16 protein-coding genes are annotated in these 20,743 nt (G+C 52.2%); 14 read left to right on the top strand and 2 right to left on the bottom strand.

The window, feature by feature from the left end; genetic code table 11:
* Nucleotides 1-262 precede the first annotated feature (262 nt).
* From HNO52_RS12795 to HNO52_RS12745, 11 genes are all read left to right on the top strand, one after another.
* Entirely contained in the window at nucleotides 263-1,384 is a 1,122-nt protein-coding gene (locus HNO52_RS12795; RefSeq protein ID WP_197569226.1) for a polysaccharide export protein, read from the top strand.
* 122 nt (nucleotides 1,385-1,506) lie between these two features.
* Complete coding sequence (locus HNO52_RS12790) at nucleotides 1,507-3,741, top strand: polysaccharide biosynthesis tyrosine autokinase (RefSeq protein WP_197565671.1); 2,235 nt, start codon at nucleotides 1,507-1,509, stop codon at nucleotides 3,739-3,741.
* Between the two features lie 79 nt (nucleotides 3,742-3,820).
* Nucleotides 3,821-5,161: a hypothetical protein gene (locus HNO52_RS12785; protein WP_197565670.1), complete on the top strand. Its 1,341-nt coding sequence runs from the start codon at nucleotides 3,821-3,823 to the stop codon at nucleotides 5,159-5,161.
* 40 nt (nucleotides 5,162-5,201) lie between these two features.
* Entirely contained in the window at nucleotides 5,202-6,149 is a 948-nt protein-coding gene (locus HNO52_RS12780) for a glycosyltransferase family 2 protein (protein ID WP_197565669.1), read from the top strand.
* A gap of 37 nt (nucleotides 6,150-6,186) precedes the next feature.
* Entirely contained in the window at nucleotides 6,187-7,056 is an 870-nt protein-coding gene (locus HNO52_RS12775; RefSeq protein ID WP_197565668.1) for an ATP-grasp fold amidoligase family protein, read from the top strand.
* Between the two features lie 112 nt (nucleotides 7,057-7,168).
* Nucleotides 7,169-8,245 carry a glycosyltransferase gene (locus tag HNO52_RS12770; RefSeq protein WP_197565667.1) on the top strand — a complete coding sequence of 359 codons (1,077 nt, stop codon included), beginning with the start codon at nucleotides 7,169-7,171 and terminating at the stop codon, nucleotides 8,243-8,245.
* Nucleotide 8,246: 1 nt separating this feature from the next.
* Nucleotides 8,247-9,416, top strand: a complete 1,170-nt coding sequence (locus HNO52_RS12765) for a glycosyltransferase family 4 protein (protein WP_197565666.1) — start codon at nucleotides 8,247-8,249, stop codon at nucleotides 9,414-9,416.
* Complete coding sequence (locus HNO52_RS12760) at nucleotides 9,371-9,991, top strand: sugar transferase (RefSeq protein ID WP_197565665.1); 621 nt, start codon at nucleotides 9,371-9,373, stop codon at nucleotides 9,989-9,991. The genes HNO52_RS12765 and HNO52_RS12760 overlap by 46 nt, the downstream gene beginning before the upstream one ends.
* Complete coding sequence (locus HNO52_RS12755) at nucleotides 9,988-10,956, top strand: ATP-grasp domain-containing protein (protein WP_197565664.1); 969 nt, start codon at nucleotides 9,988-9,990, stop codon at nucleotides 10,954-10,956. The genes HNO52_RS12760 and HNO52_RS12755 overlap by 4 nt, the downstream gene beginning before the upstream one ends.
* 39 nt (nucleotides 10,957-10,995) lie before the next feature.
* Nucleotides 10,996-12,168 carry a DegT/DnrJ/EryC1/StrS family aminotransferase gene (locus tag HNO52_RS12750; protein WP_197565663.1) on the top strand — a complete coding sequence of 391 codons (1,173 nt, stop codon included), beginning with the start codon at nucleotides 10,996-10,998 and terminating at the stop codon, nucleotides 12,166-12,168.
* 37 nt (nucleotides 12,169-12,205) lie between these two features.
* Complete coding sequence (locus HNO52_RS12745) at nucleotides 12,206-12,970, top strand: ElyC/SanA/YdcF family protein (RefSeq protein ID WP_332107636.1); 765 nt, start codon at nucleotides 12,206-12,208, stop codon at nucleotides 12,968-12,970.
* Between the two features lie 123 nt (nucleotides 12,971-13,093).
* On the opposite strand, the gene HNO52_RS12740 is transcribed toward HNO52_RS12745, so the two are convergent.
* A complete protein-coding gene (locus HNO52_RS12740; RefSeq protein ID WP_197565661.1) occupies nucleotides 13,094-15,115 on the bottom strand; it encodes a polysaccharide biosynthesis protein in 2,022 nt (673 codons plus the stop codon).
* 524 nt (nucleotides 15,116-15,639) lie between these two features.
* On the opposite strand from HNO52_RS12740, the gene HNO52_RS12735 reads away from it, so the two are divergent.
* Complete coding sequence (locus HNO52_RS12735) at nucleotides 15,640-16,077, top strand: low molecular weight protein-tyrosine-phosphatase (protein WP_197565660.1); 438 nt, start codon at nucleotides 15,640-15,642, stop codon at nucleotides 16,075-16,077.
* A 72-nt stretch (nucleotides 16,078-16,149) separates the two neighbouring features.
* Nucleotides 16,150-17,514 (top strand): O-antigen ligase family protein, encoded by a 1,365-nt coding sequence (locus HNO52_RS12730; RefSeq protein ID WP_197565659.1) that lies wholly within the window; start codon nucleotides 16,150-16,152, stop codon nucleotides 17,512-17,514.
* 678 nt (nucleotides 17,515-18,192) lie between these two features.
* Here the strand turns inward: HNO52_RS12730 and HNO52_RS12725 are convergent.
* Nucleotides 18,193-18,636 (bottom strand): DUF488 domain-containing protein, encoded by a 444-nt coding sequence (locus HNO52_RS12725; RefSeq protein ID WP_197565658.1) that lies wholly within the window; start codon nucleotides 18,634-18,636, stop codon nucleotides 18,193-18,195.
* 281 nt (nucleotides 18,637-18,917) lie between these two features.
* On the opposite strand from HNO52_RS12725, the gene HNO52_RS12720 reads away from it, so the two are divergent.
* Nucleotides 18,918-20,735 (top strand): asparagine synthetase B family protein, encoded by a 1,818-nt coding sequence (locus HNO52_RS12720; RefSeq protein ID WP_197565657.1) that lies wholly within the window; start codon nucleotides 18,918-18,920, stop codon nucleotides 20,733-20,735.
* The last annotated feature ends 8 nt before the right edge of the window (nucleotides 20,736-20,743 follow it).

Below are 20,743 nucleotides of genomic sequence, written 5' to 3'. Positions count from 1 at the left end.
CCGACTCAACCTGGACGGATGAAGAAATCCATGCTCTTTCCGGTTCGTATTTTTTGTAATCTTGTGTAATGGTTATTGTATTCCTGTAACTTCTGGATGAATAACTGAAGTACTCAAGCTCTCAGCTAGCAGACAGAAAGGAAACTAGGAAAAGGGCTCGATCTCTATGCAGCGCCCTAGAGAATGTTTGCTATCAGGGGGATGCAAGTTAGGGGAAACTGCCATGAGCACACGAAATGACATGAAAGCAAGGGAGAAGACAATGAACAAATTTTCACGTGGTGCCTGCTTCGTTGTTGCATTGCTGCCACTGGGCATGGCAGGTGGGTGCGCCCTTGCGCCTGGAGGTCACATCGACTATGAAGCGCAGGAAGTTTCATTGGATGAACAAATAGATATCGTTACGATTACTCCCGAATTGATTGCGGAGTATCGCATAGATAGCGATACAAGCAAAGCTCAAGGCGTCACTACGGAGTTAACGAGTGAAATTGAAAATTATGAATATCGCGTTGGCCCTGGTGACGTCCTGAATATAGTTGTCTATGAACACCCCGAACTTACCATCCCGGCGGGTGGGGAGCGTAGTGCGGAGGAGTCTGGTAATATAGTTCACTCCGATGGAACTATCTACTACCCCTACGTAGGAAATTTGAAAGTCGAAGGCCGCACTGTTAGTGAAATTCGACAAATGATTACCAGCCGTCTTTCAACTTACGTAACCGAGCCTCAAGTTGAGGTCAGGGTGGCTGCTTTTAACTCCAAAAAAGTTTACGTCAGCGGCGAGGTCAATACACCTGGAGCACAGCCTATCACAAATGTTCCGATGACAATACTGGATGCAATCAGTGCTGCTGGCGGAGCAACGGAGAATGCAAACTGGCACAATATCGTTTTGAGTCGGAACGGTCAGGAGAGAACTATCTCTCTTTACGAAATGCTGAAAAGAGGAAACTTGGCACATAATTCGCTTCTGCAACCAGGCGACCTACTTCATATCGCTTCTTCTGAAAACCAAAATATATCGGTAATGGGCCAAGTAAGAAATCCAGGTAATATCACGACGGGCAGGGAGCGTATGAGCCTGACCGACGCACTCGGCCGCGCGGGTGGGGTTGTTGAGTCTAGAGCTGAACCTTCGGGTATTTTTGTTATTCGTGGTAATCCTGCCGGAAGCAACAAAATGGCGACGGTATATCAGCTCGATATTTCCAATGCCGTCGCTCTTAATATGGGTTCCTATTTCCCTCTCGAACCACATGATGTCGTTTACGTAACCTCGGCTCCGCTGGCGCGCTGGAATAACGTCATTAGCTTACTTTTGCCGTCCATATCCTTGCCCGGTAATGTGGCGTCAACCTCCAATGAAATTGGCGATCTCTAAAACAGCGAAGCTCTTGTCTATGGCGGGCACATTTCGATAAGTACGAAAAGCTGTTGTGCCCGCCCTTGTTGAGATTCTATCCAAGTCGCTATTGATGCGCGTATTCAGAGGGATGGCTGACGATGAATAGCTTGAATTCAAATAGCCCGGTTCTCAATACCGGATCTGGTGTGGCGCCGGCCGTCAGCATACCTGGGGATGAGAACGTTGACCTAGGGCGCACGCTGGGCATGCTGTTAGATAATAAATGGAAAATTATAATCTTGACCTTGCTGTTCGGATTTGTGGGGGCTGTATATTCGTTGTTGGCCACACCTATTTATCAAGGTGACGCACTTGTTCAGGTTGAAAAGACAGGGCCTAGAACGGGTGCAGATGAAATTGCTGCGATGCTACTGCAAGAGGAGCCAATTACCGGTGCCCAGATGGAAATCCTCCAATCACGACTTATTGTCGGGCAGGCTGCCAATAGGCAGAAATTGGATATCAGTGTGACTCCTGTCGTATTTCCATTTATTGGTAATGCGATTATCCGCTACGACATACCTCGCCCCGATTTCGCGCAGGGTAGACCGGAAATTTGGGGCGGTGAGCATGTCTATGTAGAATCATTAAGCGTAGCTCCCGAGCTGGAGAACAAGCCGTTAACACTTGAAGTTGCTGAGGGAGGGTATCGAGTTCTTGGTCCTGAAGGCGAGGAATTGCTGTTTGGTCGTTCAGGGGAGCGCTCCGAATCAAGCAACCCTTGGCTTGAAATATACATAAGCGAAATACAAGCGCCGATTGGAGCTCAGTTCGCACTGCGAAAGCGAAGCCAGCAAGCCACTATCGACTATCTCAGAAACCGTTTTGTCGTTACTCAGAAGGGTGAACGCGACACAGGTGTTTTACAGCTTATTCTGACAGGGCCCGACAAGGATGAAGTGAAGAGCTCGTTGAATGCAATTTCAGAAGTATACTTGGCCCAAAATATTGCCAGGCAGGCAGCTGAAGCAGAAAACAGTCTTGTGTTCCTGGATGAACAACTGCCTACAGTGCGCGAGCAATTGGTTGAGGCTGAGAATCGGCTTAATACTTATAGAATGGAGCAGGAAAGCGTGGATCTCACCGAAGAAACACGCAACATGCTTGCCGGCATGGTGGACATTGAGAGTCGCTTGAACGATCTTGAAATGCAGGAAGCTGAATTGTCACGTAGATTCACTCCAAACCATCCTGTCTATGCTGCTTTGCTTGAGAAAAGGGCTCAGCTTCAGCGCGAACGTGCCAACATGGAACAGCGTACCAGCAACCTGCCGGAAACCCAGCAGCAGATCCTGCGCATGAACCGTGATGTCGAAGTCACTCAACAAATATATGTCCAGCTCTTGAACCGCATGCAAGAGCTCAACATTGCCAAAGCTGCAACAGTTGGTAATGTAAGAATCATTGATTTCGCCATGACGCGGTCAAATCCCATTAAGCCTAAGTCCAGCTTAATCGTAATAATTTCACTTCTCGTTGGGTTCTTGCTGACTGTAAGCTTTGTTTTGCTGCGCGGCTTTTTAAGCAAAGGTGTGGAGAGTGCTGAGCAGTTGGAAGATATCGGACTTCCTGTCTATGCGACGGTTCCCCGTTCGGCAGACCAGATGAAGCTGGTAAAACGTGTCAAATATCGTAATAACAAAGCAAGCCAACATGCAATTGGGAGTTTTCTTGCCAAGTTGTACCCGACGGACATGGCCGTTGAGGCTATACGTGGTCTTCGTACCAGTCTACACTTTGCCATGATGGATGCGCTCAATAATGCAATTATGATTACGGGTCCCAGTCCTGGTATAGGCAAGAGCTTTGTTACCATTAATCTAGCGTTTGTTTGTGCTCAAGCAGGACAGAAAGTCTTGGTCATTGATGCGGATATGCGCAAGGGGAATTTGCACTTTACCTTTAACGACAAGTCAGAGAATGGTCTCTCGGAAGTACTCGCCAGCAAGCTGACTGTCGAGCAGGCGATCAGGCGCTCGGACGTGCCCGGACTGCATTACATGACCCGTGGTGTCGCGCCGCCTAACCCATCGGAACTTCTGATGCGCCATAGCTTCGCTGAAGCGATTGGCAAGGTCGGGCAGGAGTATGACATTGTGCTCATTGATACTCCTCCTGTTTTGGCGGTCACCGATGCGTCGATCATAGGCAAGGTTGCCGGAACGTCTCTTCTCGTTGCTCGCTTTGGCGTCAATCCGATAAGGGAAGTGAGAGTTGCGTCACGCAGGTTGGCTAATACAGGCGTGCATGTGCAGGGGTGCATTCTAAACGCAATCGAGAAAACGGCAGCCCTTAGCTATGGCTACGGCTATTACAGTTATTCATATAAATAACAATGCCCGCCAAAGCTTGGTGGGCAAACACCAGGCTTTGGGATCTTATCTTCTACATCTATGTTTAAGGTGGAATGCCGTGAAGTATACGACCAAGACAGCAGATGTTGATAGTATTCGCGGTGGGCTCCGTTATATACATGGTATCAGCTCTGCGCATATCTGCTGGATGACTCTATTTCTGTATCTCTACCTACTGAGCCCATATTTCGATCTTCGAGTTGCTGTGCTTCACGGCGGGATGCTGTCGATTGCACTGTTACTGGGTGCTCATCCAGCCATTTCTCTCAAGGCAGTGCAGCAAGTTCCCTTGTTAGTAACTTTTATTGGGCTTTGTCTCTTTTGTTTATATAACTTGACGGTTTTCATTTTTTATACTGAGGTTTTTGCTACGACCTTCTTGACATACATGATACAGGTTGCTCTTTATATTTTGCTAGGATATGTGCTGGCTTTATCACTAATGATAAAGTCACTGGACATGGACCAAGTCTTAACTTTGTGCTTCAAGCTTGTGGTTTTTATTGTGTTCGTAAATTCTATGATCATTCTTATAGAGTATAACTTCCCGCCGTTTAGGCATTTCATTGAATCGATGCTTTATCAACCGGAGAATTCTAATATTGATTATCTTACGAGAGAATTTCGTCTCCGAGGTATGGCTTCTGGCGGGGCGGCAAATCTATCACTGTTTCATGGCACGGTTTTGATACTTCTTCAGGCGCTTTATGTCAAGAAAAAAATAGGCTTTCTTTATTTTGTTACAGCTTCGGTAACCATTTTTACTTCTCTCTTGTTTATTGGGCGTACAGGGATAGTGGTGGCAATCATCGGAATCACATTATTTCATGTACTGAATTTTGTATTTTCAAAGGAAAAGCTGTCTTTTCGTCGTTTCCTTCTCTATATCACTATTGCTGGTATCGTCATGGCTGTCCCGCCAGTCTTTGCCTTTCTCTTTCCGGAAAACGTTCTTTCATATTCTATAAGTTTCTTATATCAAGGTATAGAAGGCGTTCAGCAAGAAGGAACCACTGCGGCTTTGGCCAGGATGGTAAATATCCCTAACGAATGGCCTAAGTTGCTGTTCGGAGTTGGTGTGCATAGCGGTGACTTTAGTTTACAGAGAAGTGTGGACCTCGGCTATATGCGAATGTTCACTGCTTTGGGAATTCCTGTGGCTATCGCATTCTACTTTTTTGTAGCCTTCCTTGGCAAAAGTGTCTATAGCGTAACGCATTACAAAAGTTTCTGGATCGTATTCATGATTATTATGTTTATTGCTGAGTACAAGGAGCCCTTTATTTTCAAAGGGTATTCTGCAAGGCTTATGTGGTTGATTATTGGGGTTGGGCTCTGTTACAGATACTCTTCTTTGCAGTCTAATTGTAATAAAACAGCCTCCGATTACGCACAATGATTTAGCGATTACGTTCTCGCATGCACAAAGGGAGAGAGTCATGCGTCCCATAATTTCCATTGTGGTTCCTGTATACAATAAAGAAAATTATGTTTCACGATCTATTATGTCAGCATTAGATCAGACATACACGGAGTTTGAAATAATCGTCGTCGATGATGCTTCTACAGATAGCAGCATGGAGAAGGTGGAAGAATTCAAGGATTCCAGAATTCGTGTGCTTCACCGTTCGCAGCCCGGCCCTGGAGGATATGCCGCTCGTAACTATGGCATACGCGAAGCCCGAGGGAGCTGGATTGCTTTTCTCGATGCCGATGACGCTTGGTTTCCTGAGCACCTCGCTCAATCGATGCGAATTGCTAACGAGTTTCCGGAAATTTCCCTTATCAGTGCCGCCCGGATGAGTGATATGGACGGGGCGATGAAGCTGGATCCCTTTGCGAAGCAGTTTATTTCTCAAGGCCCTCAGATACTTTACTTATCTGACTACCTTGAGTTCGCTTGTAAAGGGTTGAGGGCGATGGGGACAAATTCGATACTCATAAAGCGGGAGGCACTCTACCGCAATTCCATTTTTCCGGAGGGTCGTGCCGAGCGCTCAGGAGACCTTTATACCTGGGTAATGCTAATAGCAAGAATGAAGCTCATGGTTTGGTCCCCTCATGTTGCCTCTATCTCCTATCGTCAAGCCTCTTTCGTTTCCCGAAACAGTGTCCCTTCTATGCGCTTGTTTCATGAAATGGTGAGCGATTTGGAGCCTTATATCGATGAATGTCAATCCAAGGCTTTGAAAAAGTATGTGAATAGAATGGTGAAGTATGCTTGGCTTGAAAATAAAAAGGTTAGCACTAACATAGAAGTTTCTGAGCTGTGTAGGTCTTTTTACTGGGATGTTGATTTGATCTATTGCTGTAAATGGTTTCTGATTTCTTTGTTGCCATTTGATGTCCTTGTATCTCTTCACAAGCGCCATTTGTCATCTCGCTAGTATGGATCCTGCTTCCTTTTGGGACGGAGAGTGTGTCATGAAAAAAATATATCGCTTGGTTCCCGTTGGTCTTCGTGAAAGGGCTGCCTTCATGCTACGTGCTGGTTATTATCCTCAGTTCAGCAAACCTATTACGTATAACCAAAAAGTAAACTACCGCAAATTGTACTGGAAGAACTCTTTGTTTGTTACATGTTCTGATAAAGTTGCTGTTAAAAAGTATGTGGCGGAAAAAATTGGGCATGAACATATCATTGACAGTGTTTTTGTTGGTGACATGATTACGCCCGCACAAGCAAAGCAGCTAATGGAAAATTACGGTTCTTTGGTTGTTAAGGCTAACCATAACTCCGGGCCCGTTCAGTTTCTTGACCCAGGTGATAGCGAAGAAGCCATCCAGGTTGTTTGTCAAAACATCAAAGATCAACTTAATGAAGACTACGGTAAGGTAAAGCAGGAACCTTGGTACAGTCATGTAAAACCAAAGGTTCTTGTTGAGCGCAAGTTGCACATGATGGATGGTTCTGATCCTTGTGATTATAAATTTCATGTTTTTAATGGTCGTGATGGAGGCAGGCAGACTGTAATACTCCAAATGGATTACGATCGCCATAAGATGTTGCATCGCTCCTTTTTTAACGAGTCGTTAGATTGGCTACCTTTTTCTTGGAAGCAGCCTTGCCTTAGAACCAGTATTGTTCGCCCGCCAAGATATGACAGGATGCTTGAAATTGCGAAGTTGCTGGCGCTTCCTTTTTCACATGCCAGGATTGATCTTTACAATATTGACGGCAATATTTATTTCGGTGAAATAACTTTTGCCCATGCCTCAGGAAGAGGTAAATTTTCCTCTATTATTTATGATAAATGGTTGGGGAGGTTGTGGGAGCTTGATCCCGCTATTTAGAAAAATAAAACTGTTATTTACCTCTGAGGGTGGTTTTCCTGTCATGCATATCATGCACATTATTACTAGTCTATACCCTGGTGGAGCTCAGTCGGCTCTGTGCCGCCTATGCATGAACGACACGAATAACAAGCATACTATCGTTGCAATGATCGGTGGTGGGGAATTAGAGGTAAGGTTAATTGACCAAGGCATTGTTGTGGAGACGCTGGGTTTCACCCGGCAGGGTGGCCTATTCAAGGGGTTCTTGGCTCTCTGGAGACTTTTAAGATCGTATCGCCCGGATATTGTCCAGACATGGATGTACCACCCAGATCTAATTGGCGGTCTTTGCGCTCGTCTCGCCGGGGTCCGTCATGTCTGTTGGGGCATTCGACATACCGCACTTGAACCCGGTAAGAGTTCACGGTCATCAATGTTGATCGCGCGACTGTGCGCTTCGTTGTCCGGCTTGGTGCCCACCAGAATCGTCTGCTGTGCACACAAAGCGGCGCGAGTACATGAATCACTTGGATATCGATCCGACAAGTTGGTCGTGATTCCCAACGGTTACGATCTTTCTGATTTTTATCCCTATGTTGAGGATAAGAATGAGCGTCAAAAATTCCTTTGTGATAGCGAACAGCTTTTACCTATTTTGGGAATGGTTGGTCGCTTCAATGCACAGAAGGACCATGAAAATCTACTGAGAGCTTTGGCAGATCTCAAATCGCGCGGTGTGGGCTTTCTCTGCCTGCTGGTAGGGGCCGACCTCGATGCTGACAATAGAATGCTCTCCATATGCATTGAGGAGCTTGGACTTCAGCAAGATGTTAAATTGCTGGGGTTGCGGTCGGATATCCCGGCAGTTATGAACGTTCTCGATCTTCATATTCTCTCGAGTTCATTTGGCGAGGCTTTTCCTAACGTGATTGCCGAGGCCATGGCATGTGGAACCCCTTGTGTCGGCACGGACGTTGGGGATACATCAGTGATTATCGATAAGTGGGGATGGGTTGTCCCTCCTCGTGATTCCAAGCAGCTTGCCGATGCCATCTATGAAGCAATAAAAGAGCGCGAAACTTCCCCTTCGTTGTGGGCTCAGCGTCGCCAGTCATCGGTGGAGCATATAAGGACGCATTTCACTATCGACCGAATGGTCACTGCTTTCGATGACTTGTGGTCAGACTGTATGGAGGCGAGAAAATAATATGAAATTTCTCATCGTTGCCGGCGCGTCAGGATCACTGATTAATTTTCGCGGCCCGCTCATCAAGGATCTTATAGCAAGTGGGCTAGAAGTACATGCTGCCGCACCGGATCTAAGCAAAGACGTCCTGACGCATACGAAGCTGGAACAAATAGGGGCTAAGGCACATGATGTCTATATCAGTCGTACTGGAATTAATCCTTTCCACGATATCCGTACTCTGGTAGAGCTGGTGCGCCTCATGTGGGTCATCAAGCCCGACTACGTAATGGGATATACGATAAAACCTGTGATTTTTGGTACTTTTGCTGCTGTGCTGATACGTTGCCCGAGGCGTTTTGCACTGATTACGGGTTTGGGGTATTGCTTCTCCAGCTATGGGCAAACTGCTAAAACACGCTTTATTGGAAGTATTGCAGCCAAACTCTATCGGCATTCGCTGCGTTTTTCCAATAAGGTTTTTTTTCAGAATCCTGACGATCAGGCCCTATTTCGCGATCGGAATATAATCAACGAATCTGTTCCTTCGGTGGTAGTCAACGGCTCCGGTGTTGATATCGATCACTACATGCCGTGCGCCTACCCACGGAAAGTCGTATTTCTACTGATTGCGCGACTATTGATCGACAAGGGGGTTCGCGAATACGCCAAGGCGGCCTATAACCTCAAGACTAAATATCCAGAGGTCGTTTTCACGCTGGTCGGCGATCTCGATAGTAACCCAAACTCCATCACCGCTCAGGAACTCGACCGTTGGGTCCAGGATGGCGTCATCGACTATTTGGGCAAGCTGGATGATGTGCGCGATGCCCTGAGCAACGCTAGTGTCTTCGTTCTGCCTTCCTTCTATCGCGAGGGAATTCCCAGAACGATTCTCGAGGCTCTGTCAATGGGGCGTCCCATCATTACCACGGACACTCCCGGTTGTCGCGAGACGGTCGTCGACCAGGAGAACGGCTATCTAGTGCCTCCCCGGGCTGCCCCTGAGCTGGCGAACGCCATGCGTGCCTTCATTGAGTCACCGCAGCTCATCGCCACCATGGGGAAGCGCTCTCGCGAGCATGCACTTCGTAAATATGATGTACGCAAGGTCAATGCCATTATGCTCAAGGAGATGGGAATTTCATGCTCAAGCGTCTCTTCGATATCAGTGTTGCCACGGTCCTGTTGATCGTTCTGTCGCCGCTTATGCTTGCGATCGCCACCTTGGTTAGGCTCAAGCTCGGCACACCCGTGCTATTCAGCCAAGTGCGTCCCGGGCTGCAGGGTCGACCTTTCCGGATATTCAAGTTCCGCACCATGCTTGATTCGCGCAATGACGATGGTGAATCACTGTCCTCGGACAGGCGTTTGACACGCTTTGGCAAGAAATTGCGGGCGACGAGTCTGGACGAGCTGCCGGAACTCTGGAACGTATTAAAGGGCGAGATGAGCCTTGTCGGACCCCGTCCGCTGCTCATGGAGTATCTTCCTCTCTACAGTCCTGCCCAGTACCGTCGGCACGAGGTGCGGCCGGGCATAACCGGCTGGGCTCAGGTCAACGGACGTAACAATTTGAATTGGGAAGAGAAGTTCCGCCTCGATGTTTGGTATGTCGAGCATCATTCGCTGTGGCTTGACATCAAGATTCTACTCCTGACCGTTACCAAGGTGTTGGCTCGAGAAGGTATCTCCCCCAGAAGCCACGAGGTCACCCCACGTTTCAATGGTTCCAGCAATGCTCGCTCATTGGACAGAAACCCATGATGCGTCACAACGTTCTTCTTCTATCTGCGGGGCGACGGGTCGAGTTGCTGGAGTCCTTCCGCAAGTCGCTGAGCTTCCATCTGCCGCTGGCCAAGGTATTCGCGGCCGATACAGCATCTCGTTACTCTGCTGCTTGCCATGTGGCTGATGCTTGCTTTGACATACCGCGAGTGTCCGATCCCGGTTATATAGACGCTTTGCTAGCGCTGTGCCGAGAGAAGCAAGTTGGGCTGTTGATACCTACGATTGATACCGAGCTAATGGCTCTTTCGCAGTTCCAGGATCGATTTCTGGAAGAAGCGACTCAACCCGTCATCTCAGATGCAAGGTTAATAGCGCATTGCCGGGACAAGCGACTCACTGCCAAGGTGTTCAAGTCGATCGGGATCGATACGCCTGAAGTTTATCCGCGCCACGACCTGTCTTTCCCTTGCTTCTGCAAGCCTTACGATGGCAGCAGTGGCAAGGGTGCCTTCCTTGTCTCCGGACCGGATCGCCTCAGTCGTTCCATGCTTGAAGACGAACGAAACATATTCATGGAGTTAATCGGCAATGATTACAACGAGTATACCATCGACGCTTACTATGATCGGCATGGAGAAATGCGCTGTCTCGTACCGAGGCAGCGCCTTGAGGTTAGAGGCGGTGAAGTCAGCAAAGGAGTAACCCGCGGGGGGTACGTTTACGAGTATCTCACCAGGCGCCTCAAGCGGTTGAACGGCGCACGCGGCTGCATCACAGTGCAGCTCTTCTACCAGCCCGTTACCCAAAGCATCAAAGCGTTCGAAATCAATCCGCGTTTTGGAGGCGGCTTTCCTCTTGCCGATGCTGCCGGAGCCAATTACCCCGATTGGCTGATTCGCGAATATCTCCTGGGACAAGAGATCGAGAGTTTCGACCGATGGCAGCAGGATCTCTTGATGCTTCGTTACGACGCCAAGGTATTGCTGTCGCACAACAAGTAGCGGCTTTGCCGGCATTCATAAACCGAAGGGGCTTTACTTATGTTGAATACCCACTTTTCCCCATGGCCCTCCTTCACCTTTGAAGAAGCCAAAGCGGTCGAGCAGGTACTCCTCTCGAACAAGGTCAACTACTGGACCGGCGAGGAGGGGCGAGCTTTCGAGCAGGAATTTGCCATGGCAACTGGCTGTGAGTACGCCATCGCGGTCTGCAATGGTACGGTCGCCATGGAACTGGCGCTGCGCGGACTGGGTATCGGCCCCGGTGACGAAGTCATCGTTACCTCACGTACTTTTATAGCGTCTGCTTCCTGCATCGTCGCGGTGGGCGCGACTCCGGTCTTTGCCGACATTGACCGTGACTCCCAGAACATCACTCTCACCACAGTTGCCGCCAAGATTACACCTCATACGCGCGCTATAATCGCGGTCCATCTGGCAGGGTGGCCTTGCGACATGGACGGACTCTTGGCACTGGCGCGCAACGGGATCACTGTGATCGAGGATTGCGCACAAGCCCACGGGGCTCGATATCGGGGCCACGCTGTCGGATCCATCGCGAAAGTGGGTTGCTGGTCCTTCTGTCAGGACAAGATCCTGACGACAGGTGGGGAGGGCGGTATGGTGACGACCAACGACCCGGAGCTATGGCGGCTCATGTGGTCCTACAAGGATCATGGCAAGAGCTGGGATGCCGTTTATCAGGAACGGCACCCCCCCGGGTTTCGTTGGCTGCATCACCACTTCGGTACGAACTGGCGGCTCACCGAGATGCAGGCGGCCATCGGAAGGTTGCAGCTGCGTCGCTTGACGGAATGGTCCGAGAAGCGCCGGTACCATGCACAACGCATCTGGGAGGCTGCCAAGGAGTGCTCGGGGTTGCGGGTACCGACACCTCCCGAGTACATTCAGCATGCTGCCTACAAGTGCTATGTATTCGTCGAACCGGAGACGCTAGCCGGGGGTTGGGACCGGGATCGCATCATCGATCAGATCGTATCCCGCGGCGTGCCATGCTACAGCGGTTCCTGTTCTGAAATTTATCTGGAAAAGGCCTTTGAGGGAACCGGTTGGAAACCGCCGGAGGGGCTTCCAGTGGCGAGGGAGTTGGGCAGAACCAGCCTGATGTTTCTTTGTCACCCTACGCTAACCGAGGCGGAGCTTGATCTCACTTGCCGAGTTCTGTCCGAGGTGATGTCGCTCGCCGTTGATTGACTGGCATCGTATTGCACCCTGAGTTTACAGGAGCTCCATGTTCTCCAACTTGAAGGAACTGATTGCCGTCTACGCGATGCCGTTACCTCTCTTCGTTATTTTTCTTGGCCTCGCTGCGCTGCTATTTTTCAGCGGCCGACGGCGAGGAGGGTTCGGGTTGGGTGCGCTGGCTACGGTCATGCTTCTATTGGCGGCTTGTAGCCCCTTGGCTGATAGGTTACTGGAACCCCTCGAAAGTCGTTACCCGCCGCTGCGGATATCGGGTGACGAAACATGGGTGGAAACCATCGTGGTACTGGGAGGAGGTTGGCAGCCCGAGCGCGGGGGCTCAAGCTTGTCGCGTTTAAATGAAAGTTCACTCTTTCGGCTGACCGAAGGATTGAAACTGATGCAGGATTTTCCTCAGGCTCGCTTGGTGGTTAGCGGCGGTAGTCGGCGAGAGGGCATGCCTCCCGTGGCAGAAGCTTATGCTCAAGCGGCCGCCGAGCTTGGCGTATCTGCCGTGGAGCTGGTGGTTCTCGATTGGCCCACCGATACCGCAAGCGAAGCCCGGGCAGTACGTGACCTGCTCGATCGAGGCAGCAGGCCATTGTTGGTTACTTCCGCCTCTCACATGCCCAGGGCCATGGCCCACTTCCGGGCTGTAGGTCTCGATCCTGTGGCGGCCCCAACCCATCGACTGGTAAACCCCGGAGTGGCATGGAACTTGGCTTACTGGCTGCCCACCAGCCAGGCATTGAGCAAGACAGAGCGTGCTCTCCACGAGTACATGGGGCTTGCCGCTTTGGTATGGGAGCACTGAAAGCTTCCCACCACTTCTCACTGATCTCTATAACTTCTACGTCTATATAACTTTTACGTCTAGAGCGCAGACGTCAGGCTCAGGCTTTGCTGCTCTCGACCACTGCTCGAACGCAGCGGCTGCTCATCCCTTCATCGAGGGAGAGGATATGAAGGCGGTGGGTGCTGCCTCTTGCAAATCCGGCACCTTTGCCGGTCGGCGACTCCCGATTTCCATGGGAAGATCCAGCGAGCGCTGCCTCGAAGGGGCGGGTGTCCGACCTAGCCACACCTGGTCGACGATCTCATCCGTAGGAACATAACCCGTGGGGGCCGCAATCAGTAGTTCTCGAATCCTCTCGAGCTCAAGATATTCGACAGCTTGCAATAGCTGCCCCAGATAAGCTTCCATGCGCGACCAGGGCCAGTAGTGTTCTCTGGCTGTTCTGATGCGCGGATGGTCCGTAGGCGCCACGTTCTCTCCTATAAGTAGCTCCTCGAAGAGCTTCTCGCCGGGTCGCAGGCCCGTATGACGGATCTCGATGTCACCTTTGGGATTCTCCTCGCTCAGCACTTCCAGCCCCGATAGCCGAACCATCTCCTTTGCCAAGTCGGCAATGCGTACCGGCTTGCCCATGTCGAGTACGAAGACGTCGCCACCGCTACCCATCGCACCCGCCTGAATCACTAGCTGAGCGGCCTCGGGAATGGTCATGAAGTAGCGTGTCACTTCTGGGTGGGTCACGGTAATGGGCCCCCCTCTGGCGATTTGCTCACGGAACAGCGGAACCACCGAGCCGGAGGAGCCAAGAACGTTTCCGAAGCGGACCATGCTGAAGCGCGTGTGAGACTGATGGTCGGCCAGCGCCTGACAGATCAACTCGGCAATCCGCTTAGTAGTCCCCATCACGTTGGTAGGGCGCACCGCCTTGTCGGTCGAGACCAGCACGAAGGTTTCCACCTTGCAGGCCACGGCTGCCTGAGTCGTGGCCAAGGTGCCGAAGACATTGTTAAGGATCCCCTGGGTCACGTTGTGCTCTACCATGGGAACATGCTTGTAGGCTGCGGCATGGTAAATGGTTTCCACGCCGAAGGTACGCATCACGGTGTCCAGGCGCTGCCGATCCTGCACAGAGCCCAACAGTGCCCTCACCGACACATTCAACCCCTGTTCCTGCATTCGCTGTCGCAGGGCGCGCTCAATGGTGTAGAGCGCAAACTCGCTGAGCTCATAGAGCAGCAGTTCTCTGGGGGCCTGCTGGAGCACCTGGTGGCACAGTTCCGAACCGATGGACCCCCCTGCGCCAGTGATCATGACCACCTTTCCCCGTACATTGGCATCCAAGAGCTCCTGATTCGGCGGCACTGGGTCGCGCCCCAGGAGGTCTTCCACGGTAACGTCGCGAATTTCGTTGAGGCGGGTATGCCCGGCGATCATTTCTTCCATGCTCGGCAGGGTCTGAACGGGGACGGACAAGGGCTCCAGGACACATAGGATCTCCCGTCTGCGTGAGCGTGGAGCGCTGGGCATGGCCAGCAGGATTCGTTCGGCCCCGTAGTGCTTGAGCAGGCGTGGCAGCATTTTGGGGTTGTAGACCTGTAGTCCCTCGACAAAGGTACCGTGCATACCCCGCCAATCGTCGACGAAGGCAACCGGCGCATATTCAGAACCCTGCCGAAGGGTGTTCACCAGTTGCGAGCCCGCTGCTCCGGCACCGTAGATGATGACCCTGGCCTTGTAGCGGATCATGCTGTGCATATTGAGCGAGCGTAGTAGGTAACGCACCCCGCCTAAGCTGAGCAAGGCCAGCATCGGATAGATCAGGCAGATTGATAGTGGCAGGGGGATGGAGGACAGGCTGGAGATGATGGCGAGCAGAGCTGCGGAGGCCGAAATCCCGATTAATAGCGTTTTCATCGCCTTGACGCTGAGGTAGCGAATCACAGCGCGGTAGAACCCCAGCCTCGCGAATATTGCAAGGCTTATCGGCAATACGATCAACCACATGCCCCAGGCGCCATGGTCAAGGAGCGGCTCAATGTTCTCGAGGCGCAGCCAGATGGCCGTGACGAAGCTAAGGGTCAGCAAAATGGCATCGATGAAAATTTGTATCATTCGCTTGTAATGGCGAGGCAAGCGAAAGAGACGGTAGAGAATCATCAACATGTCGAGTCCTTTCTGCAAGTGATATCTAAAATAACTTGAAAAGGAATGGCTGCCAGACCAACATGATTCTCTGCGAGCAATCCCTTTTGTTAAACAATGTTACGAAGCATATGAAAGTAAATGGGAATACCCAAGTTGATTTTCCTAAGCAGGGGCTCGACATGCATACATTTAGTTACAAACAAAAGATGAGTGAAGTTTGAATCAGATATCATCAGGTTTTTAATACTTCAGATGAGGGTGGGGGACGAGCTATCTGTGAGAGATAAATGGTTAAGTACACTTGTCGGTTTGATAGCTAGGAATTAAGAGGGAGTCTTCTAATGCTTGGTTTGTGGATAAATGAAATTCAAACTAGGAAAAATAGTAATATCCTTCTCAGGAGAAAATTTCTCCAATCTATTTTTGGTGAGGTGGCGTGGTACTTGGCGCGTCATCATCGACCAGGCTCATCCTTTGAGGTGCGCTGTGTACGTAGCGGACCGAAACCTGGCTAATTCTGCCAATGTCATCACCGAGGCGCTATGTTTCAACGAATCCTAATACTTTGCACCGGCAATATCTGCCGTAGCCCTGTCGCTGCGGCGATGCTGGAAGATCGACTAACCGGCAAGCAGATCGAGTCAGCGGGCCTGAACGCGCCGGAAGGTCAGGGGATAGAACCCACGGCCCGTTTATTGGCCGAGGCCGAAGGTTTGGACGTCAGTGCTCACCAGGCGCGCCAAGTCAGCTTGGAAACCCTGTTCAAGGCCGATTTGGTGCTGGTGATGTCCGATGGCCAGCGCCTTGCCGTTGGCCAGATGGCTCCCTCCGTGCTGGGTAAGACAATGCTCTTCGGACGCTGGCTGGATGGCGGTCAGGGACGAGAAATTCCCGATCCCTACCGCAAGAGCGACGAAGCGTTTCGCCAAGTACACCAGCTGCTTCACGAGGCTGCCGATAGCTGGGTCGGCAAGCTGTGAAGCAAGCCTGGGCTCAACGTGGTTGGCTCGCGTCAGAGCAGGCCGGTGAATGGAAGGTCAGGAGGGTGGCGAATGTCACAAGCCACGTCGGGGCGAAGGATAGCCGAGCAAGGCGACATCTCTTGGCGATGGGTGAATACGGGCCTGCTGGGGGCTTTCGTTTCTCTATTGCTTCTAATCCCCAGCGGATACAAGTCAGTGCCGCTAGCGGCACTGATGCTGGCTCTCGCGGGGGCGATGTTGCGCCGTGACCCGATGAAGGAGGCGTGGCAAAGGCTGGATAGGGAGGATCGGCTCTGGCTGTTGTCTCTTATAGCTTTCTCAGGGCTGTGGTGCTTGGACGCAGCTCGCAGCAGCGTATTCTCTGGCGTGAAGCCGGATAACGAAATGATGCCGTTATGGTCTCTGTTGACGGCAGGGTTGATGATGTGGTGGCGTCGATACCCACCCTCACGGCTGGGCTTGTGGATAGGCTTGGTCGTAGGAGGGGTGGGAGTCGGTGTCATTGCTTTGTATGAGCGCTTCATGCTCGGTGCTTATCGCGCTGACAACGGTATGAATGCCATACCTTTCGGCAATCTCTCACTGCTGCTTGGTGTGCTGGCGCTAGTGGCCATGCTGGGTCGCGTAGACCGTCCGATTTCCTCCTGGTCCTTGCTTACTCCTGCATTGGGGCTATCCGCGGTGGCCGGTCTTGCTGCCTCCTTCCTGTCCGGCACCCGCGGCGGCTGGGTGGCCGTCCCCCTGCTTGCCTGGATGAGCTACGGAGCCTTTTCCCCCTTTCTTTCTCGGCGCCGGCTACTCCAGATGGCCGGAGGGGGCTGGCTTTTGGTGGTAGCGCTGGTAGCGATGACTGCTTTCACGGACTACGGCGTAATCCAGCGGGTAGAGCGTGCCATAGATGATGTGCGGGACTATGTGATCGAGGGTGATGGTGGCAGCTCCGTGGGGCTGCGGCTGGAGATGTGGCAGGCCGGAGGACGTATGTTCATGGAAAAGCCGCTGCTGGGGTGGGGAGATGAGGGGCTCAAGGAGGCACGTGATATGATGGTGAATCTCGGTTTGTTGCATCCCGGGGCGATACGCCACGATCAATTGCACAGCGACCTGGTGGATACCGCAGCACGACGCGGCCTGCTGGGAGTCCTGGTATTGCTGGCTTTCTATGGGATGCCGGCGGTGTTGTTCGCGCGTCACCTCCGCTGCTCTCGCGACATCCAGGCGAGAGCTCTAGCGTTGTCAGGCCTCCTGATCGTCACCGCCTTCATAGGATTCGGACTGACGCAGTCGATGCTGAGAGACGTGAGAGGACTGAGCGGCTATCTGGGATTGTCAATGGCTTGCTGGGTGCTACTGAAGGCACGTCAGGCTGAGATGGGAAGAACGCCAAACGTGGGAACCGGTGCGGTGGCGCTATACGATGAAGCGTTCAAATGAGTTGCGGCATAAGGGATATATGTTACTTTCTGTATCTGTGTTATATTGCGTATTGAGATGGTCGAAAGCTGACAGACAATGGCATATCCCAAAAGGGATAAAAGGCTTGTGGCTATCTCATTCATGATAATGGCTGCTGACAGAGCGTCTCAGCATTAAAATTTGCCATGAACGAGTACGAAATCTCTCAGGTAAAGGAAGTTTGATAAGACCGAATACTTCTTTAGATCCTGATGGTTTTGATGATCGTTACTACGCATTTTTTTGCTGCTGATGCTGCTGAAAGCAACTCATCAAGAACCCGCTTTTCTGATGAGGTGCTTAAATGAGCAAGATGAATACTGTACGCCTCCCCGTCGCTAGAACATCCAAGGAGCTGCGCAGGGAAATGTTGCGCGCCAATCGGTTCCTGGGAAGACATCAAGCATGGTGGGGGCTGGTGCTAACCCCCGTCATTCTCTTTGTGTTTGCGCTTTTGACTGTCAGTGGCTGGAATTGGTGGTGGCCCTTCTCCGCCTTCATGCTGTCCTGGGGAGCAGTCGAGCTATGCTTCCTTCCGCGTCGCCTAGCGATCCAGCGGCTCGCTGCGATTGAGAGCCGCGCCGAAGTGGTAAGGCTGGCCTGGCTGCATGGCGTCGCTTTGCGTGATGTCATCCGACAGCGGCATCGAACCGGACATTAGTCATGTTCTTGTTTCCCATTCCGGTCCAGTAACCCCAAATAACAAGGAGGAGAAGAGGGCAAGGCATCCTCGGCGTCTTCCTGCTGCAGTGCACCGAGAATCATCTGGCGCAGGAGGGGCAGGTGCGACTCTTCCAGATTGCGCATCGCAGAAAGCAGCGTAAGCTTACCCCGTCGGGCATGACGCATGAGAGGAAGCAGATTGTGGGGGGCATCACGTAGCTCCCCCCGGTAACGAACGGCAAACACCGCACTGCTGATATCTCCCCTTCGCAGCTGCCGGCTCAGGGCGAGGGATGGCGAGGCATCACGATACCAGTCAGTTAGTTCCAACCGCTCCCTTGGCATACCGCGTGGCCAGAGCCTGTCCACCAGGATGCGGGCGCCATCGCTGGCGTCGGGCTCGGCATAGATTCTCTTCAGTGCAATGTCGTATGACATGGGCACCTCCAGTCCTTGTCCGGGATGACTAGTTTCGTCATTACACCGAGTGGAAGCAACTCATACCTGTTTGGTTGTCTTTTTGGCCTGCCGTCACGTCGTAGGAATTTTTCTGGACGCTTGCTTTGTTCGTTTCCGATGTCATCGCTCGGGCGGCAGCAAGGCGGGGTTGGACGCCGCGATACGGGTGAGGTGTACTGACATGGATTTCATTAGGCTCGGACATCGACGAATCCAATCCTTGGTGCATAGTCGGGTCCGCCATCAATGCGAGGGATTGTATGAGCGATTTCCTATTCAGCTCCAGGCGCCTTCCCCCGGGTTGCCTCGCCAAGGAGCTGGAATCGATTTATCTCGAGGATCCCGTTTCTGCTCGGGAGTTCCATGGCGACTGGGGGTCCTTGGCCATAACCCCATCTCGTTATTCCGGTTTCGCTCCAGTCGAGAACGGAACCCATTTCTGTGTGATCATCGGGGGGCCGGTGCTGTATTTCCATGACAACCACTTCCTGACTGGCAACGATGACCAGGCAGGAACGAGGGCCATACTCGCTCACTTTGAAGAGGGTCAGGTTGACTGGGGCGAAGACCTCAGTGGTCCCTTCGTGATCTTGATCATTGACAAGGCCTCGCGTCGTGTCATCTGCATCACCGATCTCATGATGTTCATCCCCGTCTATCGATACCTGCGAAAGTCCTGGCTGGTATTGGGGACTCATGTCGATGCACTAGCGGGAGCCTGCGGCCCGGAGGTGGATTTCGATGAAGCTTCACTGGTCGATTTTATTCTTCACGATGTCGTGACCTTTCCATACAGTGCCTATCACCAGATTCGTCAATGCCACCCAGCCACGAAGCATGTGTTTAGGCTGCTGCGGCATGGAAAGGCTCCTTGCTTGGAGCGTACGGCCTACTGGCTGCCCAGTGAAACGGCGACTTTCCCCAATCTCAAGGAGGCGGCCGAGGTCTTGAAGGAAGGGCTCAATGGCTACATCGAGCGGGTCACGGGCTCGATGCGGCGGGTGGCCCAGTTCATCAGTGGTGGAGAGGACTCACGGGTGCTGGCAGCCCTGCTGCCGCCGTGGCTGGAGCGGGACAGCTTCATCTTTCTCAATAGCATGACCCGAGAGGGCCGCATTGCCGAGAAGGTGGCATCCGCTTCAGGGACTCGCTTCCTTGCCGATTATCGAGACGAACTCCATTACTTGAGCATCTTGCCGGAAGCTTCGAGTCTAGTAGGTAGTGGACACCAATACATCCATGCTCATGCCTTGGGTTTCCACCGGCGTCATGGGCTTGCGGATTACGATGCCGTTTTTGGAGGCTACGTCAGCGATTCCCTGCTTAAGTCACGCTCCGCGCGGAAGCTTCCGCTGTCCAGTTTCTTCAGCTTCCTGCCGCAGTGGCAGTTACCGGGCGAGACACGGACGCAGGCGGTAAAAAATCCCCTGTTTCCCGACCGGCTGCTGCAGGAAGTGACGCGGCGGCGTCGCGAGCATTTTCGCAGAGTGAGAGCCCTGCGGCCGCAAAGCGCTCACGAGTGGTTCTCGCTCTGGCCGATGACAATGCGGCTTGGGATTTCCAACCTCTACAGTAACCGTCGTCTGTTCAGGAGCTACGAGGTGTTCATGGCCAAGGAGGCGGTGAAGGTCAGTGCCGCTTGTCCTGCGCGCTGGAAGCTCAATCGACGATTGTTCCTCGCCGCGTTCGGGCCGTACCTGAAACGGACCCGCTTTCTGCTCCATGCGGACGGCCGGCTGCCGGCCTTTCCCTGGTGGGTGAATTTTCCATTGCATACCACGCTGTGGACCGCGCGGGAACTGGCAAGACGCTTGGGATTGCAAACGCGTTACCAGGGCTCCTGGGCCGATTGGAAGACGCTAATGGCCAGTCCAGAGTGGGCGATGGCAAGGGCCGGTGTGAGGCCTGAATACGTGCGGCTCCCGTCATTGTGTGCCGCATTGGCATCAGGTGCTCTGCAGGAGCATGGGCTCAGCGCCATCCAGCGCATCAACCTTCTGCAAACATGCCAACAAGTCAGCAACGCGAGCCTGCGTCGACAAGCGGAATGGCGGAGCACCTCGGCCCGCATATGCTGAGATCGCCG

This window comes from Halomonas sp. MCCC 1A13316, assembly GCF_014931605.1.
GTDB lineage: Bacteria > Pseudomonadota > Gammaproteobacteria > Pseudomonadales > Halomonadaceae > Halomonas.
Note: the sequence above shows the minus strand (reverse complement) of the source record. Positions and strands in the feature narration are given on the sequence as shown.